General features: G+C 30.0%; 18 protein-coding genes. 7 read left to right on the top strand and 11 right to left on the bottom strand.

All coding sequences use genetic code 11. The features are described from left to right. From HPY79_08295 to HPY79_08265, 7 genes are all read right to left on the bottom strand, one after another. A partial coding sequence (locus tag HPY79_08295; protein NSW45798.1) for a Fic family protein occupies positions 1-912 on the bottom strand: 912 nt, incomplete at its 3' end. 24 nt (positions 913-936) lie between these two features. Further along, a complete protein-coding gene (locus HPY79_08290; protein ID NSW45797.1) occupies positions 937-4,128 on the bottom strand; it encodes a DEAD/DEAH box helicase in 3,192 nt (1,063 codons plus the stop codon). Further along, positions 4,115-4,924, bottom strand: a complete 810-nt coding sequence (locus HPY79_08285; GenBank protein NSW45796.1) for a hypothetical protein — start codon at positions 4,922-4,924, stop codon at positions 4,115-4,117. The genes HPY79_08290 and HPY79_08285 overlap by 14 nt, the downstream gene beginning before the upstream one ends. Positions 4,925-4,984: 60 nt before the next feature. Further along, a complete protein-coding gene (locus tag HPY79_08280) occupies positions 4,985-6,142 on the bottom strand; it encodes a putative DNA binding domain-containing protein (protein ID NSW45795.1) in 1,158 nt (385 codons plus the stop codon). Then, the gene (locus HPY79_08275) at positions 6,139-8,838 is read right to left on the bottom strand and encodes an AAA family ATPase (GenBank protein NSW45794.1); all 2,700 of its coding nucleotides are present in this window, start codon (positions 8,836-8,838) and stop codon (positions 6,139-6,141) included. Before HPY79_08275 ends, HPY79_08280 begins: the two co-directional genes overlap by 4 nt. Further along, positions 8,826-11,360: a site-specific DNA-methyltransferase gene (locus tag HPY79_08270; GenBank protein ID NSW45793.1), complete on the bottom strand. Its 2,535-nt coding sequence runs from the start codon at positions 11,358-11,360 to the stop codon at positions 8,826-8,828. Before HPY79_08270 ends, HPY79_08275 begins: the two co-directional genes overlap by 13 nt. A 279-nt stretch (positions 11,361-11,639) precedes the next feature. Next, complete coding sequence (locus HPY79_08265; GenBank protein NSW45792.1) at positions 11,640-12,869, bottom strand: phosphoglycerate kinase; 1,230 nt, start codon at positions 12,867-12,869, stop codon at positions 11,640-11,642. A 134-nt stretch (positions 12,870-13,003) separates the two neighbouring features. Here HPY79_08265 and HPY79_08260 point away from each other — a divergent pair, with 134 nt between their 5' ends. Then, positions 13,004-13,588 (top strand): uracil-DNA glycosylase, encoded by a 585-nt coding sequence (locus HPY79_08260; GenBank protein ID NSW45791.1) that lies wholly within the window; start codon positions 13,004-13,006, stop codon positions 13,586-13,588. A 37-nt stretch (positions 13,589-13,625) separates the two neighbouring features. On the opposite strand, the gene rpiB is transcribed toward HPY79_08260, so the two are convergent. Continuing rightward, entirely contained in the window at positions 13,626-14,063 is a 438-nt protein-coding gene (rpiB, locus tag HPY79_08255; protein ID NSW45790.1) for a ribose 5-phosphate isomerase B, read from the bottom strand. A gap of 512 nt (positions 14,064-14,575) precedes the next feature. Between rpiB and nadA the strand changes: the two genes are divergently transcribed. The 3 genes from nadA to HPY79_08240 are packed head-to-tail and all read left to right on the top strand — an operon-like array spanning position 14,576 to position 17,709. Beyond that, positions 14,576-15,511, top strand: a complete 936-nt coding sequence (gene nadA, locus HPY79_08250; protein ID NSW45789.1) for a quinolinate synthase NadA — start codon at positions 14,576-14,578, stop codon at positions 15,509-15,511. Positions 15,512-15,532: 21 nt separating this feature from the next. Continuing rightward, positions 15,533-17,083: a hypothetical protein gene (locus tag HPY79_08245; protein NSW45788.1), complete on the top strand. Its 1,551-nt coding sequence runs from the start codon at positions 15,533-15,535 to the stop codon at positions 17,081-17,083. Then, entirely contained in the window at positions 17,080-17,709 is a 630-nt protein-coding gene (locus HPY79_08240; GenBank protein NSW45787.1) for a hypothetical protein, read from the top strand. The genes HPY79_08245 and HPY79_08240 overlap by 4 nt, the downstream gene beginning before the upstream one ends. 8 nt (positions 17,710-17,717) lie before the next feature. Here the strand turns inward: HPY79_08240 and HPY79_08235 are convergent, their stop codons facing one another. Genes HPY79_08235 through mnmG form a run of 3 tightly spaced genes read right to left on the bottom strand, consistent with a single transcriptional unit; the run spans position 17,718 to position 23,064 of the window. Beyond that, positions 17,718-19,520, bottom strand: a complete 1,803-nt coding sequence (locus tag HPY79_08235) for an excinuclease ABC subunit C (GenBank protein NSW45786.1) — start codon at positions 19,518-19,520, stop codon at positions 17,718-17,720. 11 nt (positions 19,521-19,531) lie between these two features. Further along, complete coding sequence (gene ade, locus HPY79_08230; GenBank protein NSW45785.1) at positions 19,532-21,145, bottom strand: adenine deaminase; 1,614 nt, start codon at positions 21,143-21,145, stop codon at positions 19,532-19,534. 38 nt (positions 21,146-21,183) lie between these two features. Continuing rightward, positions 21,184-23,064 carry a tRNA uridine-5-carboxymethylaminomethyl(34) synthesis enzyme MnmG gene (gene mnmG / locus HPY79_08225; protein NSW45784.1) on the bottom strand — a complete coding sequence of 627 codons (1,881 nt, stop codon included), beginning with the start codon at positions 23,062-23,064 and terminating at the stop codon, positions 21,184-21,186. A gap of 185 nt (positions 23,065-23,249) precedes the next feature. On the opposite strand from mnmG, the gene HPY79_08220 reads away from it, so the two are divergent. The 3 genes from HPY79_08220 to HPY79_08210 are packed head-to-tail and all read left to right on the top strand — an operon-like array spanning position 23,250 to position 26,929. Further along, positions 23,250-24,716 (top strand): cysteine--tRNA ligase, encoded by a 1,467-nt coding sequence (locus HPY79_08220; GenBank protein ID NSW45783.1) that lies wholly within the window; start codon positions 23,250-23,252, stop codon positions 24,714-24,716. Further along, complete coding sequence (locus HPY79_08215; GenBank protein ID NSW45782.1) at positions 24,701-25,798, top strand: glutaminyl-peptide cyclotransferase; 1,098 nt, start codon at positions 24,701-24,703, stop codon at positions 25,796-25,798. The genes HPY79_08220 and HPY79_08215 overlap by 16 nt, the downstream gene beginning before the upstream one ends. Positions 25,799-25,801: 3 nt before the next feature. After that, positions 25,802-26,929, top strand: coding sequence for a DegT/DnrJ/EryC1/StrS family aminotransferase (locus tag HPY79_08210; protein NSW45781.1), 1,128 nt, complete (start codon positions 25,802-25,804; stop codon positions 26,927-26,929). Position 26,930: the final 1 nt, after the last annotated feature.

The raw sequence follows: 26,930 nt of genomic DNA, 5'->3' as shown, positions 1-26,930 counted from the left end.
TTTAGTGTAAGGATGAGAAAACAAATTATTTAGTAAATCTTGCGAATAAAAATTAAAATTATTTCTAATTTTATGTTTATATTCTTGCATTAAAGTTTTAATGTTTTCTATAAGTTTAATTGTAAATTCTGATGTTTCTTCAACACCTTTGAGGATAAAAACAATCCAATCTTCCCAAGAATTATTTTCTCTTACTTCTTGAAGCAAACGATAATAATCGGTTTTGTTTTTAATAATATACCTACTCAAATATAAAATTGGAAGATTTAACAAACCTTTCAAAATCAGATACAACACATTTATGATTCTTCCTATCCTTCCATTTCCATCATAAAAAGGATGAATTGATTCAAATTGATAATGGATTAGAGCCATTTTAACTAAAAGTTCGGCATCAAAGAAGGTATCATCGTTTATGAATTTTTCAAGATTGTCGAGTAATAACATTATTTCATTATAATCCTGTGGTGGTGTATATACAATTTGACCAGTTTGCTCATTCTTTAAAACTGTGCCAGGTAGTTTTCTTATACCTGCCTTGTTTTTAACAATTAAAGATTGTAATTCTATAATATGATTGATTGATAAAAATTGATTATTAGTAACAATTTTAAAACCTTCTTTTATTGCAATATTATAATTTTGTATTTCTTTAACAGCTGGATTAGAAATAATATTTTCAAATAAAGATTCTTTGTATAATTCATCATGCGTAGTAATGATATTCTCAATTGCAGAACTTTCTTTTGCTTCTAAGAGTGGTAATGTATTAATTAAAATAGCTTGATTGGGAATAGTTTGTGCTATACCATTCAAACGACCTAAGCTATACATAGCTCTTGAATTATGTTTTAAAATGTTTGCCGTTTCTACATTTATCACTGGTGGCAATTTGGCTAATTTCTTGTTCATACTACTCCCAACAAATTAAAGGTTCTAATAATTGTAATTTAATTTTTTCCATATTTTAAAATACTCTTCACCAGATAGCTTTGAATTTGCAGGTAAAACTTTTTTCCAGACATCAATTTTTTGAGAATTTAACCATTCGATAACTTGAGATGTCTTAGAATTATAAATTTCATCACCAAATTGTTGTTTATATACTGTTCCCAAGTTATTTGCTATACTTCGTGGCACATTTGCTTTTCTCATCAACACTCCTTCATCTGTATTTACTCCATACAAAATATAAGCAGGAATATTCATTATCTTTTTCTTTTCTAGTTCTGAAAGATAATCCCAGTCAATACCGCTGGTAGGCATCTTCTGTATTGCAGATATTCCCCAACTAGCCATATTGGTTATGGCTTTGTAAATCCATTTTGTTGTTAATTCAATTGCTTTTTTCTTATCTTCATAATTAGGGAATATTAAATTGGCTATCTGCGAGATATTCTCGCCATTAACCCAATTTACTAATAATTTAGAAATACTACTTTGATCTAAAACTCTTTCTCCAATCTTAATTTCTTCTAGGGATTTCCTAATTTCATAGGTATTTAGCATTATACCTACAAGTTTTTGCATTGTTTTATTATCCTCCGAAAAAAGTTGTTCTTTCTTCCAATCATTCGGTGAAATATTTGAAACAGATAATTTAGAAATGATTTGCCTTACAGAAACAGTAGAAAAACCCGTTGAATCAGCTCTTTGCGCATCTTCCAAGGAAAGATTATTTGCATATTCTCTTAGTTTTGTAATTAAAAATCTTTTTTTGTTTTCATCCATTTGTCTAAAGCCCAAAGTAGCTTGTAATTTTTCTTCCAGATGATTAATAAATTCGTTTAAATCACTGATTTGACATCTTAAATGAGAGATGTATTGTAAAATAGAAGACCAACGTTCGTCTTTATAAAGCCATCTTGAAAAATCTTCGTTTTCATTTTGAATTACAACCTCAATAGCTTCTTCCAATTTTGACAATAAATCTTTTGAAGCTTCTTGAACATATTGAGATACTTCTCTTGTATCGTTTTCATTTCTGCAAGCGATCCCGACCCAGCCCATAGATTGTTGTCCAATTCTACCTACTCTACCTGCAAGGTTCCAAAAATCACGAGGAGGCATTGATCCTAAAAAAGGATAATTATAAGATCCCATTATTACAGCAGAAACAGGAAAATTAATGCCCTGAGCAATAGTAGTTGTTGCGACTAATACTTGTAATTTTCCTTCCACCATTAGCAATTCTATTAATTGTCTTATTTCATCTGGTATTGCAGAGCTATGAATGGCTATTCGTTTATCTAAATATTTTACTAACGGAAAATTTTCATCAACTTCTGTCTGAATAAACTTTTTCATTAATTGAATATCCTCATCTACTTCAAAATTTTGATCACAGTTCTCACATAAATAATCAGCAATCGTGTAAGTATCATTTATACTATTTGATAAAATGATAAACGGGTTGTTAATATCTAAAATATTTCTACCTACAAATTTGACTAACTTTAATTTTGAAGCAGAAATATTTGATCTATTTTCATTTAAATTTTCGATATTGCTAGAAGAAATTAATGGTATTTTTTCTGAAATTTGATATGTACCTTTAATAGTATTTAGTGTTTGTAAGTATATATCAAATTTTTTACCTCTTCCATCTATCTGTAATGCCCCTACCACTCTTTCGTTAGGTTGCCACCAATCAAATTCAACATTTAGTTCTTTACCTCTTTCACCTCCAAGCCATTCAGCTATTTGCTTAGCATTTGGAATATCTGGTGTCAAAAGCAAAAAATTTACTTCTCTACAATCATTTTTAATTGTTGCTAATAACAATTCTAATGCAATACCTCTTTGATTTTCTTCGATGTTATGAGCTTCGTCCACAACTGTAAGAACAAGCGGTCTTTTTTCCGTAGTTCCAAGTCCTTGTCTAATTAAAAGATTCAGTTTTTCATAAGTTGTAACTAAAATATCAAAATCTGTATTATCTCCTTTATTTTCAACTAAATATGATTCAAACCCGTCTATTTCTGCAACACCGCTAGCTTTTTCAACTTTTAATCCAATTTCACTTAAATCTTGATTTAAACGAACATATATTTGGTTTACAAGCGCTTTTGTGGGTACTATATATGCTACCCATCCACCCCGTTCTTTAAATTCATTTAATGCTTGTAAAATCTTATATTCCGCAATTAATGTTTTGCCGCTTGAAGTAGGCAAATTTATTACAATAGATCTATAAGATGGATTTAGTAATTGCCCTTTTGAAATTGCCTCTTTTTGGGGATATAACAATTCATAAATAGGATGATTTTCTCGTTTTTTAATAAACTTATTAAACTCGCTCACCCAATGATTTATTCCTGTTAAATTATACCATATTGTATTCTTGATTAGCTTAATGCTAAATGCTTCGAAATATTGATACAACAACTCAAGCATCATATTAGCAGAAGCATTGGCAAATTCTTTTGCTATTCCAATAAGGTATTTTACTTTATTCTCAATATCAAAATCATTGTTTGGCGTTTTCCCTTCTAATAGATATTGACCTAATATTTCTGATGTTTTGGCAAAGTGATAAAGAGATACAAGCTCTGCCGCTCCATATGGTCGACCTTCTTCTCCTAATTGATTTAAATAATTTTCTTCAAATTCTTTTTGCTCGTTTCGTAATTCATTGATTAACTCAATTGCTTGTGAAATATCTTTCCAGGATTTTTTTATAACTAAACTTACTATAACTTTAAAGATATTGTTTAATAAACGACTATTCCATTTATCTGTAACAATTAAATCTTCTATTTTTTGTTTTTGTAGATTCAAAAAATCTTTTACAAAATGTGAATGTTCACCCAAATATCCCAAAGAAATTAATTTTATAACCTCGTAAATGTCTTCTTCTGTCTTTATGTCAAAGTTTAATAATGTTGATATATCAAAATAAACTGAACATAATATTTTAAATTTTTCATCATCTTGATTATGCCATAATTCTAATATTTTTAATTCACAAAGTTCTTTTGCTTTAATTAGCTCGGTTTTTTTATTTGCATCTAATAGCAATGTATTAAATCTCTTGGATAATTTACCTTTTTGAATTATTTCTGAAATTCCCTGAAGTAAATCGGGGAAATATTTTTCAAGTATTTTATACTTATCAGTTGCCAACATTCTCATCACCGTTTATAATTTTTAACCACTGATTTTTAGGTATTGAAACATAAATTGCCAATAACCTTAAACCTATTGGATTAAGTACTTGTTGTTTCAATTTGTCATAACTCTGTTTTATATCATCTACGTTTACGCCTGTATCCCTTACCAACACACCATATAATAAATACTTACTCCCATTCGGTTGATAATAGCTTCTTATCGCATTAGCAAAATTTTCCTTAAAATTTAAATTATTACTCAAACTTATCTTGTTTTGAATGTAACTGATCAAATTTATTCTCTTATTTTTGTCTTTATATAAATCTTTTAATTGATTTTCTATACCCGTTGGATTAGTCATTACTTGTGGTGGGCTCTTTTGCTCGGAAGATGTTTTAACTTCTCCAAATAAAAACAATATTTCATTACCTATTTCTATAAATCCCACTAAATCTGCACCTGTTTTATTCCCTTTTGGATTTCGTGCATCTCTAAGTTCATTCCAATAAAAACGACAATTAAAATGTTTTTCCAAACAAACTTCAGCAAACGCCTCGCCAATTCTAAAATCTTGTACATCTACTGAACGATTTTGCAAATATTGTATATCAGCCAATAAGGTTTCTGATCCTTCAAAGCCTGTTTCTGATTTTAGTCCTTCAAGAGTTGATACCATTTCATTTCTTTGCGGTGTATCGAGTAATTTATCTTTCACTTCATTTTTTAAAAGTTCTTTATATTCGATATCAGAGAATGAAACACCTTTATAATCTTTAAAATCCGATTCTATGTATTGATATTCTATTTTCATTTCACTCCCACCAAATTAAAAGTTTTATTAATTTATGGTCAAAATCTTTTTTCCTCTCTTTCATTCCGTTTTTCTCGGTATTTTAATGATAAATTCATTTTCTGTATTTTCGAATTCTACATCTTTATTTAAGTGTTCCTTAACCAATTTAATTATTCTTCTTACACCGCTCCCTAAATCGGTCACCAAACCCATTTTCAAAAGCATATTGTAAATGGTTGGATTTCTTAATACATGAGAACCGCCTACTTTTATGCTTTCAACTGTTACCGTATTAGGTAGTCTACCAGGGCTACGAATTTCCACTCTATTGGTAAAAATTAAAACTCGTATTGGGGCGTTTATTGTATAATCTCTATGAGCAATAGCATTTACAATGGCTTCTCTTAAAGCAGTGAGCGGAATTTCATATTCTGATTCTGGTTGAAAATCTTTTATTCTATGTTTATTGCGAAGGGATAATTTGAAAAAAATTTCAACATTATTAATTATATCAGATATTTTACCTGTCAGATTTTTTGTTTCAAGATCTGTTTGACTAATATCTGTACCCTCAATATTTGCACAAACAATTCTACTCTCACTTACAAAATTTTGCGGGTTATTAGCAAAAAACAAAATTCCTGTAAATGTAGGTGTTAAACTTTCTTTCTCTAATAAATGAAAATTACAAAGATAATTTATGATCTTTTCTTCATTATTTGTTTCTATATTAAGGTATTTTCTAAGAAAAAACTTAAAAGATGAAATATCTAAGTCAGTTAATTTAGAGTTATTAATTGGTATTTCATCATAAAACAAACTTTTTGCAGATTGAAATATTCTCAATAATTCCTCTCTTGTTGCTTGTCGGCAACGGTTGGATGATCTTATATAATAATGTCCCGACTTTGTTCTATAAGGTCTTTGACTTCCTTTTTCAACATTAACAATTACAACATTTTTTCCATCAATATTTATGGATTCTTGTAAAATAATAACCGGTGGGTCACAACGATTTAATGCGATATCATCCATTCTTAACATTAACTTATCTATGTCTGAAACTCCAATGGTTCTGCCAGTGTCGTCAACACCAATCAATATCTTACCACCATCGGTATTTGCAAAACAAACAATAGTTTTTGCAAAATCTTCGTTGTTTTCTTCTTCATGCTTAAATTCAAGGTGGTATCCTTCACCTTTGTTGATAAGTTCTAATAATTCAATAGTGTTCATATTTTTACTCCATATTTTTCAATTCTTCGTTTGAATGCTTCTTCTCCACCTTCCATTATTGATTTAATATTTTGAGCAATGGATATTTTATCGATAGATCCAACATCCATAATGGAGCACTCATTATTTGATGCTTCTAAAACAAAAACCTGTTCAGCATCTCCCAATACTGGGATATTTGCATTGTGTGTAACTAAAATTATTTGTGTATTATTTTTAATTTCTCTTAGTATTTTCACTACATCTTCATATATAAATCTATTATCTAAATCTTCCTCAGGCTGGTCTATTATAAGTATTCTATTTTCTTGAGCAAATAATAAAATCAACAGAGCTGTTGCTTTTTGACCAGCTGAAAGAGTGCTTAATTCTTTATATGTATCTTCTACTTTTAGTTTTATTAATATCTTATCATCAGGGAAAAGTGTTTCCAGTTCAAATAATTTTTCATCATTTTTAAACCACTCCAATAATCTTTGAGCCATTGCGTCAGTGAATCCAAATATTTCCTGAAGTTTTTGTTTTCCTAAGCAAATATAATTTGAAATTTCTATACCATCTATTACATCTTTTTCAATAATGTTGTTGATTGCATCTTTAGAAATTCCTGAACCTTTTAGCAGTTCACTAAATTGTTCTTTGAATTTTTCTTTGTTATTCAAATATTCAATATCAATCTTTAATCTGTTATTTAATTTTTGATTTAATTCATCTAATTTATTTTTTCTTATATTAAATAATTTGTGTCTTTGTTCTTTTATTTTACTTTTTAAGTTATTTCGTGTATTTTCTAATTCTGTAATTTTTGAAGTAATCTTTGAATATTCATTTATAATTGGCTCAATTTGGGTTTTTCTTTTTATAAGTGTTTCATATTTGTCTGGTTCAAGCCCCTTTGCAGATAATTCTTGTTTTATATTATTTATTTCAGTTTCATAATTTTTCTTTTGTTCTTGCCATTTTTTTTGCAAATCATCTAATTTTTGTTCATAGGCAGTTATCTTAATCTCAAAATCTTTTTTCAATTTCTCAAAATATTCTTTTATACCTAAAAATTCATTTGAAGCTTCTAATAATAAACTTTTTTCAACACTATTACCATTTTGCAATAATTTACTGTATTTTTCAATTTCTTGAACAGTATCTTGTATTGATTGATCAAGTTCATTTATTTTGTCTTTAAGTTTACCTATTGCATTTATTAATATTTTCTCGTCTTGTATAAGCTCAGTGTGTTTAGCCATCTTTTCTGCCACACCGAGATCCTGAAATGTTTTTATATGTTCATTTATTGTTTTAAGTTCTTGTTCGTATTCTTCCTTTTTTTGAATTTTCTTTTTTTCTGATATCAATTCTCTTGAATTTTCCTCAAGAGCAGCAATCAACTTTTTCAGTTCCAAATCTTCCGTTTTTATAACATCACCAATTAAGTTATCAATTAGTAATAGCTGAAAATCTTCTCTTAACGAAAGGGCATATAATTCTTTTTGACCTAAAATTAAAGGAATTTTTTCACCAAAAAAATCTTCAGGTGAAAGATTTTTCCCTTCTACCACCGGCAACTGACTTATTACTCTTTTAATTTTATCTTTTATTGAGGTTTCACCAAAAAATCTTTCAATTTCAATTTCAATAGTGCCACCACTTCCTACAACATTTTTTACAAAATCCTCTCTATATGCTTTATCAGAGTATATAGGCAAATCTAAACAATACCTTATTGCTTCTAAAATAGCTGATTTTCCAACACCTCTACCACCAATAAGTGTATTTAAATCTTGGTTAAAATCTAAACTAACATTTTTCAGAAACGATGTTCCGTTAATTTTTACTGATAATATCCTATCGTTATTTTTATCGCTTTTTTCATAAATTATAACTCGTAATGTTGGATCGTGTAATGCAAGCTTAATAGCATTAATAGATACACTGCTTAATTTTAAATAGGTTGTTCTGATTTTCTTATTTCTTTGCTTTGAACCTATTTCATCTATTGACTTTGGATCAGTATTCTCTATAATAGCAAAATTATCAAAGAAAGATTTTTCTAAACACCCAGTACTTATAAGCCTGCTCTTATCATTTTCACCAATAAATTCAATTGCGTCTGCAAACTTCAATAATTCAGCAGATTCTTTAGGTTGGAAAGAATTTAGAATTCCGTTTTTTTCATTTGGATGTGGATAAATTATTAAGCAATTAAATTTAGCTTTTATTTCTTCTAAAACTATTTTTAAATCTTTTTGCAAGTTTATGTCGCGGTGACTCCTATCATTTTTTATTAAAGATTCTTGAGGATTTTGATCAAGGGAATTAATATATCTATTTATCCCTTCTATATCTTCGTTATACTCAAATATAATTAAAATATGCAATCCTTTGCCGTAGTTTACTGATAATTCTATTCCTGGAAATATATAAATCGCTTTTTCTCTTGCTTTTGTTTGTAGTTTCTCAAAAAAATCTTTCCTTACCTGTTGATAATCTGTAATTGTAGCTATCTTAATTTCTTTATCAAATAACTTATTTATATATAGCTCTACTAATTTGTCTAAATCGTTATCTAAATTTATTTCATTAGGTAATGTAAAAGAATGTACCAAAGGCGAATGTAAATGAAAATCTGCTTTTAACCAGTTCGCCCCACTTTCAAAAAGTTTATATTCTTTTTTCTTTTCCATAACTACTCCCACCAAATCAATTGCTTTATCGATTTATAATCCAAATCTTTTATATTGACAATACTGCCATCGGGAAACTCAACTTGATTTTGTGTGATTTTCTTTATCCATTTGCCAGTTAAGTTCGATAAAGTTTCCGCAATGTCAATGTTTTGGTACAATTTACTCAAATCTACATTTACTTTTTTGTTTTCGTAGTCAATTTCGAATGCTCGTAGCATTTTTTCGTCTTTCATAAACACATATTGCTCATAAGGTGATTTATCGCCAATAATAAACAAATCGTAATTTTCGTAAACGGTATTAGCAAGTGTTTCTTCGTATTGTTCAAGTTCGTAGTATTTGAAAAAGCCGCCGCCTTGATATTCCTTTACTTCTTTTGATATTCCTGATTTATCGTAAAACAAAACCTTTTTCATTCTCGGTAAAACTACTGAATAAAAATGCTCTCCCATTTCAACGCCAATCCATTTTCTGCCGAGCTTGTGGGCTACTGCGATTGTAGTGCCAGAGCCAAGGAAGAAGTCAAGAATTAAATCAGTTTTGTTTGACGCTGTTTCAATTGATCTCTTAAGTACAATTTCAGAATTTTCTGTTTGAAAACCGCTTGCTTGTGAATAACCATTTATATCTGTCCAGTTGTCCGTGATTATTTCATTATCAAGGAATACTTGTATAATTAAGTTATCGTTATTCTTTAAGCTATTTAACTCGCTTTCTTTGTAATAAATTTTTTCTGTAACTTTATCTTTTAATCTTGCTTTTCCTTCTTTATAAAGTTGGTCTAATTTTTCTTGAGATTTAATCCAATGCCTTCCTTTCGGAGGACTGAACTCAATACCTAAAAGTTTTCTACTTTTGTTTGTCTGTCTTTCACCCGGACGATGATCTAAATCAACCCAAAAAAGGTTATTTAACAAAATATCAGATAATTTGTTTTTATTGTTAAAATTATTTTTTTCAAGAATCTTTATAATCTTCTTATAAAATGAATAATCATAAGTTTCTTTTATTGTTTCGTTGATTATATATTCAGGATTTTTCGCATAGAAGAAGAGGTTATCCTTTGTGTATGAAAGACTTAAGCCAGTTTTCTTTTTACCAGCAGTTTTCCCGACTGCTATCTCGTTAATAAAATTTCCATCAAAAATATCATCCATTAAACATCTTACAATCCAATTCCCATTGTAATCACACCTTACAAAAATACTTCCTCTTTCATTAAGCCATTCTCTTGCAATTCTTAATCTGTTTTCAAGCAATGTTGCCCAGTTAGCATCTTTGTAGTTTGTTCTATATAAAAACTGATCAGATGAATCTAAATTAAACGGTGGGTCAATATATATCGTTTGCACTTTTTCTTTAAATTTCGGCAATATTGTATTCAATGCCTGATAGTTTTCACTCTTGATAAGCCAACCATCTAAAGATTTGTCTAAATCATCAAACAAATTTAAAATCTCAAATTCTAAATCCTTAAAATACTTGGTATCTATAGGCAAAAATTGGAATTTAGCATTCACTTTTTTACCAAAAACATCATTTTCAATAATTTTATTTTTGTCAAAACTCTCTTCAACAATACCTAACTCTTGCCACTCCTTTATCTGTTCTTGAATGCTTTGATGATTCAATATCTTCTCTACTACATGTATATCTTTTATTCTATCTAAAGTAATCACATAGTTTGAGTTTTTCACAAACTTCGGTTTGTTCCATATCTTTACCAGCTCGTCTTCAAACTGACTAATAAAATCTATTATCTTAAATGCAATATCTTTTAAGATCTGTAACTCATTTACTCTATCTGCGCTCCATTCTTTTGCCCCTTCCCAAAAATACTGATAACTCCAGAGTTTAAACTGTTCTTGTAAAAATGCTTTTGCATTTTTGTTAATAAAGAAATCTACTTCACTTTGCCTTTCAAATATGCGAAATGCTCTTTCTAAGGTTTCTTCGTCAAGCTTTATCTCTTTTTTCTTTAGCTCCTTGAGTATGTCTTCGGTCTTGGTTACTCTGCCTTTTTCGGAATAATACACATTGAAAATTATTGTTTTATCTTCTTTTACTTCCTTTAATTCGTATATCAAACTGCGTTTTTCGTTGGCTTTTTTGTTTTCTATTGTTGATGCATCAAAGTAAAATTTATAATTATCAAACTCAACAGGAATGCTTTTAAATATCCTATCCGTTTTTACATAATAAAGCATTTGAGTTTTCCAGAATAAAATTACATCTTTATCATCAGTATAAACCTTTTCGTAAATATTGTTGTGAAAAGGTGTTGAATTAAAATAAATTGAACCGCTTTCGGTAAAGTAACGATTAAAAAATGTGTATAACTTATCGAATAATTCTTCACGAAATGTTGGATATTGGTTTAATGCTTTCTCAATATCTTCTTTAAGTATTTTTTCAATCTTCGAATAATAATTTGATTTAATTTTCATCAAATTAACAAATCCGCCTTGACCTTCTATTTTAGCACCAATGAAAATGTCTTGCAGTGAGTTGTAAAATTTTTGCTCTTTGGTCATATTGATTTCTTATTATTTTTTATTAAAAAATTATACATTGTTTAATTTTTACAAAACATAAATTATGTAAATAAGATAATTTTATTTTAATACTATATCTTTTTTGTCCTATTAATTTAAACAAAGACACCGACATTATCATAATTAAGGTATCTTTTTTAATGAAAGGCCATTTATAAAAACGTTTCTTATTCATAAACCTAAAATAAATCCAAAATGAACTATGGTACTAAACAATTTGTAAATATACTTATTTTTATAAAATAATTTAAAAAATTTTTATGCTTTTTTCTTATTGTTTTTAGGAGCAGCAGCAACTTTATTTTTTCGAATAGCAGCAATACCTGGCAATTCTCTTCCTTCGAGGTATTCGAGCATAGCACCACCACCGGTCGAAACATAACTCATTTGGTCGGCAAGGTTGTACTGGTTAATAGCTGCAACGGAGTCGCCGCCACCAATAAGCGAAAATGAACCCGATATAGTAGCACTTGCAACAGCAATAGCAATGGATTTAGTTCCCTGACGGAAATTTTCCATTTCAAAAACTCCCATCGGACCATTCCACAATATGGTTTGTGAGTGATTAATAATTTCAGCAAATCGACGACGCGTTTTTGGACCAATATCTAAGCCCATCCACCCATCGGGTATGCTATCGGCCGAAACAATTTGTGTAGCCGCTTCGTTTGAAAAACCATTGGCAATAACCGCATCGGTTGGTAAATATAAGTTAACTCCTTTAAGCATTACCTCTTGTATTATGCTTTTGGCTAATTCTATTTTATCATCTTCAATAATAGAATCGCCTACTTTACCGCCTAATGCTTTAATAAAAGTAAAAGCCATACCACCGCCTATAATCATGTTATCCACTTTGTTCAGTAAATTTTTAATAACGCCTATTTTGGTACTTACTTTGGCTCCTCCAATGATGGCAGTAAAAGGAGGCTCTGCTTCGTATAAAACTTTATCAAGGTTTTGAATTTCATTTTCGAGCAACAAGCCAAAATATGCGTTTTCTTTAAAATATTTTACGATGGTAGCAACTGAAGTATGTTTTCGATGCGAGGTTGCAAAGGCATCGTTAATATATACATCGGCTAATTTAGCTAGTTCTTGTGCAAATTTTTCGTCGCCAGCTTCTTCTTCTGGATAAAAACGAAGGTTCTCGAGTAGGGCTACTTCTCCGGCTTTCATTTTTCCACATACTTCGAATGTTTTCGGTCCAAATAAGTCGCGTGTAAAAATTACATTACGACCTAATAATTTTGAAAGTAAAGGCACAATAGGTGTTAACGAATAATCGGGTTCATATCCGTTAGGACGTCCAAGATGCGACATTAATATAACTGTACCTCCATCGTTCAAAACTTTTAAAATAGTGGGCAACGATTCGCGTATGCGCGTATCATCCATTATTTGACGATTATGGTTTAAGGGTACATTAAAATCGACACGAATTAAAACTTTTTTACCTTTAAAATTTACATCTTTTATTGAATTCATACAATTTTAATATTTGGTTTTTCGGGGTTTAAAAATACATCTTTTTTTGTAAGCTTTTTAAAATTTTGTTTTATATTTTAAAATTTTATTTCTCATTTTTTTTGATTTAATTCACACTCTTATTCGATGACATCATGAGCCAGTTAGAAATTTTGAAAAATGAAGTTTTAGCCTGCCAAAAATGTGTATTGGCAAAAGGGCGAACCCATGTTGTGTTTGGCGAAGGAAATTTTCAGGCAAAAATTATGTGTATTGGCGAAGGACCTGGTCGCGATGAAGATCTACAAGGAAGACCATTTGTAGGTCGAAGCGGTCAATTACTCGACAAAATATTAACGGTTTGTGGTTTTTCGCGTAATGAACATGTTTTTATTGCTAACATTGTTAAATGTCGTCCTCCTAATAATCGTGCACCTCTGCCCGAAGAACGAGCTATGTGTTTGCCTTATTTATATAAACAAATAGAACTAATTGATCCTATTATCTTAATTTTATTAGGAGCAACCGCTTTAAATGGTCTAATTGACCCTAATTTAAAAATAACCCAAGTTCGAGGTAAATGGATGCAATGGAATCATCGTTTAGTAATGCCTACTTTTCATCCAGCAGCTTTGCTTCGAAATCCTAAATTAAAATACGATGCTTGGGAAGATTTTAAACAGGTAGTTGCAAAATATCGTGAATTGGTTAATCCACAACACCATTCAGATTATTGCTGAAAAAAGAATAATAACCAAAATTTAAAATCTCTATTAACTATCGTTTAATAGGTATTTTATTGATTCTATTGATATGTCTTCCTCCTTCGAATGAAGTATTTAAAAATGCATGTAAACATTTTATAGCTTCATCTACAGCAATAAATCGTGCAGGTAAAGCCATAATATTGGCATCGTTGTGCAAACGAGCAAGGTGTGCAATTTCTTCGTTCCAACACAAAGCAGAGCGTACATTTTGATATTTATTTACTGTCATATTAACACCATTGCCACTGCCACATATAACAATACCTCTTTTAACAATACCTTTATCTACATCGCTGGCCGCTTTGTGGGCATAATCAGGATAATCGACACTTTCGGTTGAAAAACATCCTTTATCATCTACTTCAAAACTTAATTTTTCTAGTTCTTTTTTAATAAGTTGTTTTAATTCAAAACCAGCATGATCAGAAGCAATTACTATTTTTTCCATTTTATTAACAAGTATAGTTACCAAACGACAAAGATAGTGAATTGTAAATTTATTCATTATCAATTTAGAAAGTGGTTTTTAGAAAATAAAGTTTATTGAAAGCTAATGAATTAACATTAATTTAACATTAGTGTTAATAACTGTTTATTTTTTTCTCAAAACTTTAATTTTCTTTTTAAAATTTTTAGCTACGTAATTAGTTTATGCAATTAAACAAAAAAATTAAAAATATTTAATAGTGAATTTTGAACAGCTCATAATTGAAAAAGTTAATTAAAAAATATTAAAAATAGGCAATTCACTATAATTATTAACAATGTTAATAAACTTCTATTATATCCTGAAAATCATATAAAGCTAATGTTAAAAATATGTTAAGAAAATATTTTTTCGTGTGAATAATCGATTTATGCTAAAAAATTTTAAACAGTATCAACAGTATATCATTATCATCACAAGTATGAATTTTTTTAAAGTTAATATTATAATTTTGTATTTTTAAAATATAAGTTATGGTTGAAAATTCAGAATTCGTTAAAAATATAAACAAACTGCGTAAAGAAAAAAATGCAATAATTTTAGCTCATTACTACCAAATACCTGAAATACAAGATATAGCTGATTTTATTGGCGACAGCTTACAATTATCACAAAAAGCAGCCGAAACCGATGCAGATATGATTGTATTTGCTGGAGTATATTTTATGGCAGAAACAGCAAAAATTTTATCTCCACAAAAAAAGGTTCTGATACCCGATAAAGAAGCAGGTTGTTCACTTGCCGATTCATTACCTGCCGATCAATTTGAAGCTTTTTTAAAAAATTATCCTAATCATACTGTAATAACTTATGTAAATGCTTCGGCTGAAATAAAGGCTATGTCTGATATTATTTGCACATCATCGAATGCAGTTAAAATTGTAGAAAGTGTGCCTAAAGATAAGCCGATAGTATTTGCTCCTGATAGAAATTTAGGAAACTATATTAATAGTCTTACAGGTCGAAATATGGTTATTTGGGATGGAGCTTGCCATGTTCACGAAGATTTCTCGTTAGAACGAATATTAGAGCTTAAAAAAGAATATCCAAAAGCTAAACTTATAGCGCATCCAGAATGTAAAAAACCGATTCTAATAATTTCTGATTTTATTGGTTCTACAGCTGCACTTTTAAAATATGTACAAAATGATAAGGCTAATGAATATATAGTAGCAACTGAATCGGGAATTTTACATCAAATGATAAAAGCTTGTCCCAATAAAAAATTTATACCAGCTCCACCAATCGATTCGACATGTGGTTGTAATGATTGTAAATACATGAAATTAAATACATTACAAAAAATTTATCTTTCATTAAAAAACGAAACATACGAGGTAAAATTATCACAAGATATTATTGAAAAAGCAAAAAAGCCAATTTTAAAAATGTTAGAATTGTCAAAATAAATTGACTACTTTTGAACCATTATGCGACATTTTGTTTTTATAATTCTACTTATATCAAGTATCATTTTAAACGCACAAAACAAACCTATAAACGATGGTTTTGTACAATTTTTTTACGAAAACGGAAAAGTATCGAGCGAAGGAACAATGCGAAATGGTAAACCCGATGGCTTTTGGAAAACATATTATCCAAATGGAAAAATAAAATCGGAAGGAAATAGAAAATTTTTTATGCTTGATAGTACATGGGTTTTTTTTAATGAAAAAGGTGATACAAGTCAAATTATCAATTATAAACAAGATAAAAAAAACGGCTATTTATATACATATCAATGGACTTACGATAGTTTGGGAAACAAAAATGGTGGATTAATAGCTAAAGAACTCTATATTGATGATATTAAACAAGGTTTATCATATTATTTCAAAAATAATAAACTCCAAAAAATTGTAAACTATAAAAACGGAAAAAAATCGGGCCTTAGTAAAGAATTTGATGAAAATGGAAATTTAATTACTTTAATCGAATACTCTAACGACTTTGTTATACAACGTGAATATATAAACAGAACAGATGATAAAGGATTAAAACAAGGCTATTGGAAAACATTTTATCCAAATGATAAAATTCAAAAAGAAATTTTTTATAAAAACGATACTATTACAGGTATTTATAAAGAATTCGATATAAATGGAAAACTTTTAATTAAAAAATTATATCAAAAAGGCATATTAATAGCCGATTCAATAAAAGATAGTTTAGAAGTATTAGATTGGAAAGAAGAATTTTATGAAAATGGAAAAAGAAAATACTATGGTGCTTTTAAAAATGGTGTAAAAGTTGGATTACATAAAGAATACGATCCAGAAGGTAAAGCTATAGTTGCTAAAGAATACGATGATAACGGAAATCTTATTGCTGAAGGTATAGTAGATTCGTTAGATCGAAAACAAAGTGAATGGAAAATATATTATGAAACAAATGAATTAAAAGCAAAAGGAAAATATTTAAATAATTTACCAACAGGAACATGGATTTATTATTATCCTGACGGAAACATTGAACAAATGGGAACATATAAAAAAGGTAAAATTGATGGTAAATGGGTATGGTATTATCCAAATAAACAAATTTGGCGCGAAGAATATTACGATTTAGGAAAAGAAGAAGGTTCATTTATTGAATACAACGATAGTGGAAAAGTTATTTTAAAAGGTCAATATTCTGATGGAGAACGTACAGGTTTTTGGATTTATCAAGTAGGAGATATTACCGAAATGGGAAAATATACAGAAGGAGCTAAAGATAGCATATGGAAATCGATCTATAGCAATGGTAAATTAGCTGAAATAGGAACCTATGTACAAGGATATCCTAATGGTAAGTATAAATGGTATTATCCAAATGGAAAATTAAAGTGTGAAGGATATTACGTTATGGGACGAAAAGAAAAAAACTGGTATTTTATGGACGAAAACGGTTTACTTTATTTAACCATTACATACAAAAACGATAAAGAATTCAAATTAAATGGAGTAAAAATAAAATTACCAAAAGGTTCTTTTGAATGAAACATTTTATAATAATATTTATTATATTATTATCTAATAATATTAAAGCACAAAATTACGATACTAGTCGCTTTATTACTTCTATTAACTTTAATTTTAATAACCGTTTTAATTATTCTGTTAAAAAACTTTATAATATTCATGGTTTTAAAATAGGATTTACAATATTTCAAAAACATAAATTTGGCATTGGATTTAACTACTTATATACAAAGTTATATTACTTAAAAACCTTATCTATAGACAATATAACTTATAATATTAAATCACCATTAACCTATTATTTTATTTCTGCGTTTTATGAACCCATATTATATCAAGACAAACATTGGGAGTTATCTTTTCCTTTTCAAATAGGTGTAGGTCCATCGTATTTTTCATACTGGATAGATAATAAGCATATAAAATGTAATAATGAATCTATTATAAATTTAGAATCGGTTTTAAGTGGTCATTATAAAATATTTTGGTGGGTTGGTATAGGTTCAGGTTTTGGGTACAACTACAATATTAAAGCTAATTCACAAATTCAAAAGAGTTTTAATGGATTTGTTTTTTATGCTAAGATTAAGGTTTTTGTAGGTGATATATATCGTCGTTTGTATCAGAAAAATAACAAAAAATAAATTATTCATCATTCTTTATGAAAAAAATTCCATACAATATTTGCTCTTTTAGTACCAATTAAACTTACAAGTTCTTCTTTAGAAGCTTCAGCTATTTTATCAATAGACGTATATTGTTTCAAAAGTTTGGTTTTCGTTGTATTTCCTATTCCACTTATTTCGTCTAATATTGAAGAAAAGCTATGGTTCAATTTTAATTGACGATGGAACGATATTGCAAATCGATGTGCTTCATTACGTATTCGTTGAATTAACTTTAACGTTTCTGAGCGCTTGTCGATATACAATGGTAAACTATCGTTAGGTTTATAAATTTCTTCCAATTTTTTTGCAATAGATATAATTTCAATTTTTTCTGTTATATTTAATATTTTTAAAGACTCTAATGCAGCAGATAATTGTCCTTTTCCGCCATCGATAACAATTAAATGAGGTAGTGGTTTATTTTCTTCCAAAAGTCGTTTATATCTTCTGAAAATCACTTCTCGCATAGAAGCAAAATCGTCGGGTATATCAACAGTTTTAATTTTAAAATGACGATATTCGCTTTTAGCAGGTTTACCATTTATAAATACAACGCACGATGCTACTAATTCATCACCTTGATGGTGAGAATTATCAAAACATTCCATACGAACCGGAATATTTTGCAATTTCAAATCGTTTTTAACTTGGTTCAATAAACGAACATTTACATTACCATAATTTGCCTTAAGTTTATTTAATGTATATTGATGAATAAAGAAAGTTAAATTTGAAAACGAAAGTTGTAATAGTTTTAATTTATCGCCAGCTTTAGGAACAGTAAAAATAATATTTTTAATATTTAGATTTAAATTAAACGGTACAACTATTTCGTTTGAATTAGAATTAAATAATTCTCGTATGTGCAAAATTCCCTGCCAAAGTATTTCTTCTTTACTTTCGTTTAATTGTGGCGAAAGTGTCAAATTATGCGATTGTACGACCGAGCCGTGCATAATTTTTATAAAATTGATAAAATAAAGATTATTTTTTTGATCGAAACTAAATACATCAATATCATGAAGTTTTGGATTAACAATAATAGATTTTGATTGGTATTGATCTAATAAGTCTAATTTATTTTTAAAAAATGCAGCTTGTTCAAATAAAAGTTTATCAGCCGATTCTTTCATTTTATCATATAAAAAATCGCGAACGGGTTTTAAATCTCCCTTAAGTATTTTTAATGCTAATTGAATTTTATCGTTATAATCTTGTTTCGTTTGTTTACCTACACATGGTGCTAAACAATTACCAATATGAAATTCTAGGCATTCTTTAAATTTATTTTTACTAATACTATCTTCAGTCAATGGAAGTTTACAAGAGCGAATAGAAAACAATTTTTTAATTAAATCCAGTAGCAAATACATTAATGTTACGGATGGATACGGTCCAAAATATTGCGAACCATCGTTAGTATATAATCTTGTTTTAAATATTTGTGGAAATTCTTCATTCGTTACTTTAATCCACGGATATGTTTTATCGTCTTTTAGCAAAATATTATAACGCGGATGCAATGTTTTAATTAAATTATTTTCTAAAAGTAAAGCATCTGCTTCGCTGTTTGTAATTATATATTCAATTTTAACAGTTTTAGAAATTAAAACTTTTATTTTTCCCGATGCTTGTTCTATGTTTTTCCAGTAAGAACTTACTCTTTTCTTTAAATCTTTAGCCTTACCAACGTAAAGTATAGTATTATTTTGATCCAAATATTTATAAACACCAGGTTGGTGTGGTATGTGTTCTAATTGTTTTTTTATATTGTCTAATTGTTTCACGTGAAACAATTTTATTCAAATAATGGAACGTATTGTAATTTATTAATATTAAACATGCCTTTATCGCCAATTTTCAATTCAGGAATTACTAATAATGCCATAAAAGAAAGTGTCATAAATGGAGCTTTTAATGTAGATCCTAAAATTTCTTTTGTAAAAGATTGTAATTGATTATATTTTGATGCTACAATTAAAGCATCCTCTGTTGTCATTAAGCCTCCAATAGGTAACGGCAAAATAAAATAATTGCCATTTAATGAAGTTGCTATTCCGCCTTTATGTTCATTTAAAATATTGAATATATTTAAAATATCGTGGTCGTTGTGTCCGCAAATTATAATATTGTGGCTATCATGAGCAATAGTACCTCCAAAAGCTCCTTGTTGTAAATTTACATTTTTAATAATTCCCACAACCGGTTTTGCTTCTGAATAACGATTTATAACGACAATTTTATCAAAACCATATTTTAAACTTCCATCAATATTAAATATATCGTTATACCTGTACGATAATTGTTTTGTTAAAAGTTCTCCATCAATACAACCAATTACATTAATTTTCGATTCGGTTTTAAAAATTTTTAAATCATCTTCTTTTAAAATTGTAGGATTCCATTGATTTATATTTTTTAGTTCATTATTTGAAAAATTAGCTTTCAAAGCATTTTTGCCATTAATATATACTTCTTTTATATTTTTTAAATATTTTGAATCTGATACAATAAAATCAGCATAATCGCCTACACGAAGTAATCCAACATTTAGGTTATAATGTTGAATAGGGTTTAATGTTGCTGCACGTAGAACATTAAAGTAGTTATAATTTAAATGCCAAGCTTGTTTAACGATAGTGTTTATATGTCCTTCTAGTAAATCGTCTGGATGCGAATCGTCTGTACAGAACATGATTTTGTCGGGATGAGAATCAATTAAATGACGAAGTGTGTTAAAATTTTTGGCAGCACTTCCTTCACGAATTTGAATTTTCATACCAAGGTTTATTTTTTCTATGGCTTCTTCGAGCGTTGAACATTCATGGTCGGTCGATATGCCTGCATCGACAACATATTTTTTTAAACTTTCGCCACTTAATTGTGGAGCATGTCCATCGATGGGTTTATTGTATTTTTGGGCTGCATTTATTTTAGTCCAAACATCAGGATCGTCGAAAGCAACACCCGGAAAGTTCATCATTTCGCTAAGCATAATATAATCATCGCTGGCTAATAATTTTTCAACTGCCGTGCTATCTAATACTGCTCCAGATGTTTCAAAAGAAGTTGCAGGTACACACGATGGAACCCCGAAATATATTTTCAACGGACTGTACTTCGAATTATCAATCATATATTGAAGTCCAGCTTCGCCACATACATTTGCTATTTCATGCGGGTCGGTTACAACAGCCACTGTTCCATGTTTAATGGCATATTTTGAAAATGCTAAAGGTGATAGCATTGAACTTTCGATGTGAACGTGTGCATTGACTAAGCCGGGTAAAATATATTGTTCATCATCAACTTCTTTTTCAACGATTTTCTCAATTTTATCGGTAAAGTGAACTTCGCCTTTGAAAATTCGTTTGTTTATTACATCTACTATATTTCCTTTAATAATATTCATAAGTCTTAAAAATTTTTTGTTTCACGTGAAACATTTTTTTATCTACCCAAATATACTAATAAAATATGAATGTCCGAAGGAGATACTCCGGGTATTCTTGAGGCTTGCCCAATAGACGAGGGTTTTATCTTAGATAGTTTTTCTCTTGCCTCCGTTGAAAGTGAATTAAGTTTATGGTAATCAAAGTGTTCTGGTATCTTCAAATTTTCAAATTTATTAATTTTATCTGCCATCATTTGTTCGCGTTCAATATAACCGGCATATTTGATAGCAATTTCGGCTTGCTCAAGTACGTGAAAGCGTATTTCTTCGGGCATAGCATTTACCAAGTTATTCATAGGTTTAATCAAAGCTAAAAGGGCGTTGATGTTAACTTGAGGACGGCTAAGCACATCGCGAAGTTTGACTTTTTGTTTAAGTGGTGCTGATTGATTTTGCTCCAATAATGCATTTACTTGTTCGGGTTCAACAGAATAGTCTTTAATGAATTCAACTAATTGTTCGGTAAATAGCTTTTTTGTTTGAAGCAAATCGTATCGTTCTTTGTTAGCTAAGCCTAAACGATAACCTAAGGGAGTTAAGCGTTGGTCGGCATTGTCTTGGCGCAGAAGTATGCGATATTCTGCTCGTGAAGTAAACATTCTGTAGGGTTCATCTACGCCTTTGGTTACTAAATCGTCAATAAGAACACCGATATAAGCTTCATCGCGTTTTAAAACAATAGGTTCGGCATTTTTTATTTTTTGTACAGCGTTGATGCCTGCCATTAATCCTTGTGCAGCGGCTTCTTCGTAACCGGTAGTTCCATTGATTTGTCCGGCAAAAAAAAGTGAATCGATGAGTTTTGTCTCTAAACTAGGGAATAATTGAGTAGGGTCGAAATAATCGTATTCAATAGCATAACCCGGTCTAAATAACTTTACTTGTTCTAATCCGGGGATTTTTCGTAATGCTTCGTATTGAACATTCCATGGTAAACTACTCGAAAAACCATTGACATAATATTCGTGTGTATTTACACCTTCGGGCTCAATAAATAAATGATGACTATCTTTATCTTTAAAAGTTACTAATTTTGTTTCAATACTAGGACAGTAACGAGGACCAATACTTTGAATAGTGCCATTAAACAAGGGTGCAACATCAAAGGCACTTTCTAGTATGGCATGAGCTTGTTTATTGGTATATGTAATATAACAACTGCGTTGGGGAAGGGTGGTTTTTATATGTGGTAAAAAGCTGAATTTATCTTGAATTTCATCACCGGGTTGTTCTATGAGTTTTGAGAAATCGATGGTTCTACCATCGAGGCGGGCAGGAGTACCGGTTTTCATTCTTCCAACCGAAAAACCCAATTGGCTGAGTTGGGCTGTCAATCTATACGAAGCAGGCTCGGAAATACGCCCTCCTTGGGTTTTAAAATTACCGATGTAAATTAAACCATTTAAAAAAGTGCCATTTGTTAAAACAACTGCTTGTGCTTTAAATTCAACACCTATAGATGTTTTTACCCCTCTTACTTTGTTGTTTTCGATAAGCAATTCTATGACATCATCTTGCCAGAATGAAAGGTTGTCGGTATTTTCTAAATATTTACGCCATTCGAGCGAAAAGAGTGCACGGTCGCATTGAACGCGTGGACTCCACATCGCTGGTCCTTTACTTCGGTTGAGCATTCGATATTGAATGGTAGTTAAATCGGTTATAATTCCAGATACGCCACCCAAAGCATCTATTTCGCGTAATATTTGCCCTTTAGCTATGCCACCCATAGCAGGGTTGCACGACATTTGTGCAATTTTAGTCATGTCGTGAGTAATCAGAAGCGTTTTGGCTCCCAAATGAGCGGCTGCTGCGGCTGCTTCGGAACCCGCATGACCAGCTCCTACCACAATAATATCATAATTCAAATCTAGCATGTTGCAAAGATAGTGTATAAATATTTAATGATGAATGAGTAGAGAATATAAAAAAGCTTTCTTTTTTACTTAAAAAATGATGTAGGAAGGCTTTTATTATAAAACCTTTATTTTAAAAATATTGAATCATTACTTTACAAAATACTACACAAATATTTAGTAAATTCGCACAAAATTTTTTAAATATGGAGCATTCTTTGTTTATTTATAATACATTAAGTCGTAAAAAAGAACAATTTATACCTATTCATTCACCCCATGTTGGACTTTATGTTTGTGGACCAACGGTTTATGGGGATCCACATTTAGGTCATGCTCGTCCGGCTGTTGTTTTTGATGTATTGTTTAGATACCTAAAATTTTTAGGCTATAAAGTAAGATATGTACGCAACATAACCGATGTAGGGCATCTCGAAAATGATGCTGATAACGGTGAAGATAAAATAGCTAAAAAAGCACGCCTCGAGCAACTCGAACCCATGGAAGTGGTTCAATATTATACCAATCGATATCATTATTTTATGGATCAAATGGGTGTATTGCGTCCTAATATAGAACCCCATGCTTCGGGTCATATTATTGAACAACAGGAATGGATACAACGTATTATCGATAAGGGATATGCCTATGAATCGAAAGGGTCAATATATTTTGATGTTGACAAATATGCTCAAAAATTTCATTATGGTAAACTTTCGGGTCGTAAATTAGAAGATTTATATGCTACAACACGCGAATTAGATGGGCAAGATGAAAAGCGACATCCGTTCGATTTTGCATTGTGGAAAAAAGCAGCACCTGAGCATATTATGCGTTGGCGGTCGCCCTGGGGAGAAGGCTTCCCAGGTTGGCATCTCGAGTGTTCCGTTATGAGTACCAAATATTTAGGCGAAGAATTTGATATTCATGGAGGAGGCATGGATTTAATGTTTCCACACCACGAATGCGAAATAGCCCAAAGTGTTGCATTTAATGGCAAAGATTCGGTTCGTTATTGGATGCACAATAATCTTATCACTATCAATGGTCAAAAAATGGGTAAGTCGCTTGGAAATTTTATCACACTCGAAGAATTATTTACCGGTAATAATAAACTGCTTACTCAGGCTTTTCATCCTATGGTGATACGTTTCTTTGTGTTACAAGCACATTATAGAGGAACACTCGATTTTTCGAACGAAGCTTTGATTGCTGCAGAAAAAGGATTTTTGCGACTAATGGAAGCATACACTATTTTAAGCAAAATAAAACCAGCATCCTCGTCTTCATTTAACATGGATGTTATTCGAAAAAAATGTTTCGATGCACTTAATGATGATTTGAATACTCCTATTGTTTTAGCACAATTTTTTGAAATAGTAAAAATTATTAATTCGGCTTATCAAGAAAACGAACATTTAAGCAAAGATGATATCGAAGCTATTCAAAAATTATATAATGATATAATATTTAATATTTTAGGACTAGAGCCATTAGCCCATCAATCGAACAACGAATTATTAGAAAAAGTAATAACAATTATACTTGATGAGCGTCAACAAGCTAAACTTCGAAAAGATTTTGAAACCTCCGATCGTATTCGTAATAAGCTCAACGAAATAGGTATTGAAATTAAAGATACTAAAAATGGAACAGAATGGAAAATAAAATAAATCAAAAGCTATTTTTTATAGCAATTTTAATTATATTAGCTGCATGCAATAGTAAAGATACAGAAAAAAAAACCGTTAATAACGACACAAATTTGGTAAATGTAGCTAATTCAATTCAAGTGAATAGCCCTGAAAACGGAAAAGTCTTTTCACTGGGCGATAAAATTAAAGTAATATTTAATAATTTAAGCCTTCAAAATAAAGATAGTATTAGTATTTCTATAAATCAAAAACCATTTTATAGGTTTGATATTGATGGGGGAAATATTATTTTAAATACCGATAGTCTTTCTTTAGGTCGTAACTCTATTCAAATAGAATTAAAAACTTTACACGAATCGAAGTTTGCTCAACTACAAGTCGTTTTAAAAGCAGCGCATCCACCCTTAGAATATACATACAAAGTTATAAAAAGTTTTCCACATGACGATAAATCGTACACTCAGGGGTTAGAGTTTTACAATGGTATTATGTACGAAGGAAGCGGTCAATATGGCGAGTCTATGTTGCGTCGTTATAAACTCGAAACAGGACAATTATTACAAAGCTATAATTTACCGAATAATGTTTTTGGCGAGGGGATTGTTATTTATAAAAATAAAATATACCAGCTTACTTGGCAGTCGCATATTGCATACGAATACGATTTAGAATCTTTTAAACTTATCAGAACATTTGAATTTAACACAGAAGGGTGGGGAATTACGAAATATAACGATTTATTAGTCATGAGCGATGGTTCTAACACACTATATTTTTTAAATCCTGAAACATTTACAGAAGTTAAACGCATAGAAGTATATAATCATATTGGACCTGTAACTTATTTAAACGAACTCGAAAATATTGGCGGAAAAATTTATGCAAATGTCTATCAAACCGATGATATAGTTATCATTAATCCAGAGAATGGAGTAGTAGAAGGGAAAATAAATTTTAAAAATCTTTTGAATAAAAATAAAGTTAAAAGACAAGTAGATGTATTAAATGGAATAGCATACGATTTTGCTACTAAGCGTATGTTTGTAACAGGTAAATATTGGCCTGAAATATATCAGGTAGAAATAATGGCAAAAAAATAGATTATGGAAGAAATTAAAATGGTTGATTTATACAACCAATATCTCGAAATAAAACAAGAAATTGATGAAGCTATTTTTTCGGTTATTCAAAAAACATCGTTTGTAAAAGGAACCGAAGTAACCGATTTCGAAAAACAATTAGCTCATTATTTATCGGTTAAAAATGTCATTTCGTGTGGAAATGGTACCGATGCACTTCAAATTGCACTTATGGCGTTAAATTTAAAGCCAGGAGATGAAATTATTACTACTACTTTTACATTTATTGCTACAGCAGAAGTTATAGCCTTACTTGGACTTAAACCTGTTTTAATAGATATTGACCCTCGTACGTTTTTAATAGATGTAAATCAAATAAAATCAAAAATAACACCCAAAACAAAAGCAATTATCCCAGTTCACTTATTTGGTCAATGTGCCGATATGGAATCTATTATGAATATTGCACAACAACATAATCTTTATGTTATTGAAGATGTGGCTCAGGCATTGGGATGCGAATATTACTTTTCGAATGGACAAAAAGCTAAAGCTGGTACTATTGGGCATATAGGATGTACATCTTTTTTCCCATCTAAAAACTTAGGATGCTTTGGCGATGGAGGTGCGCTTTATACACAAGACGACAACTTAGCAATGATGATCCGATCGATTGCCAATCATGGAATGACGAAACGATATTACCACGACCATATTGGAGTTAATTCGCGACTCGATTCTATTCAGGCTGCTATTTTATCGGTAAAACTTAAAAAATTAGACCAATATCATCTTAAACGTCAACAAGCAGCAGCATTTTATGATAAAGAACTTGGAAGCTTATCGTGGCTTCAAATCCCCAAACGAGTAACTAACAGCAATCATATTTTTCATCAGTATAGCATTTTGTTAAAAGAAGGAATTCGTGAACCATTTAAAGATTATTTACAAGAAAACAAAATTCCCACCATGATATATTATCCTGTGCCTATTCACTTACAAAAAGCTTATGCACATTTTAATTTTAATATTTACGATTTCAAAAATGCAAACTATGTTGCCCAAAATATTATATCTCTACCTATGCACACCGAGTTAAGCCACGAACAATTGTCGTATATTTGCCAAACGATTAAAAATTTTAAACCTTAGT

It is taken from the genome of Bacteroidales bacterium, from assembly GCA_013314715.1.
Taxonomy (GTDB): Bacteria; Bacteroidota; Bacteroidia; order Bacteroidales; family GWA2-32-17; genus Ch61.
Note: the sequence above shows the minus strand (reverse complement) of the source record. Positions and strands in the feature narration are given on the sequence as shown.

Coding starts and splice junctions, on each gene's coding strand:
- HPY79_08290 (NSW45797.1), bottom strand. CDS start 4,128: ATGTTGGCAACTGATAAGTATAAAATACTTGAAAAATATTTCCCCGAT.
- HPY79_08285 (NSW45796.1), bottom strand. CDS start 4,924: ATGAAAATAGAATATCAATACATAGAATCGGATTTTAAAGATTATAAA.
- HPY79_08280 (NSW45795.1), bottom strand. CDS start 6,142: ATGAACACTATTGAATTATTAGAACTTATCAACAAAGGTGAAGGATAC.
- HPY79_08270 (NSW45793.1), bottom strand. CDS start 11,360: ATGACCAAAGAGCAAAAATTTTACAACTCACTGCAAGACATTTTCATT.
- HPY79_08265 (NSW45792.1), bottom strand. CDS start 12,869: ATGAATTCAATAAAAGATGTAAATTTTAAAGGTAAAAAAGTTTTAATT.
- HPY79_08260 (NSW45791.1), top strand. CDS start 13,004: ATGAGCCAGTTAGAAATTTTGAAAAATGAAGTTTTAGCCTGCCAAAAA.
- rpiB (NSW45790.1), bottom strand. CDS start 14,063: ATGGAAAAAATAGTAATTGCTTCTGATCATGCTGGTTTTGAATTAAAA.
- nadA (NSW45789.1), top strand. CDS start 14,576: ATGGTTGAAAATTCAGAATTCGTTAAAAATATAAACAAACTGCGTAAA.
- HPY79_08245 (NSW45788.1), top strand. CDS start 15,533: ATGCGACATTTTGTTTTTATAATTCTACTTATATCAAGTATCATTTTA.
- HPY79_08240 (NSW45787.1), top strand. CDS start 17,080: ATGAAACATTTTATAATAATATTTATTATATTATTATCTAATAATATT.
- ade (NSW45785.1), bottom strand. CDS start 21,145: ATGAATATTATTAAAGGAAATATAGTAGATGTAATAAACAAACGAATT.
- mnmG (NSW45784.1), bottom strand. CDS start 23,064: ATGCTAGATTTGAATTATGATATTATTGTGGTAGGAGCTGGTCATGCG.
- HPY79_08220 (NSW45783.1), top strand. CDS start 23,250: ATGGAGCATTCTTTGTTTATTTATAATACATTAAGTCGTAAAAAAGAA.
- HPY79_08215 (NSW45782.1), top strand. CDS start 24,701: ATGGAAAATAAAATAAATCAAAAGCTATTTTTTATAGCAATTTTAATT.
- HPY79_08210 (NSW45781.1), top strand. CDS start 25,802: ATGGAAGAAATTAAAATGGTTGATTTATACAACCAATATCTCGAAATA.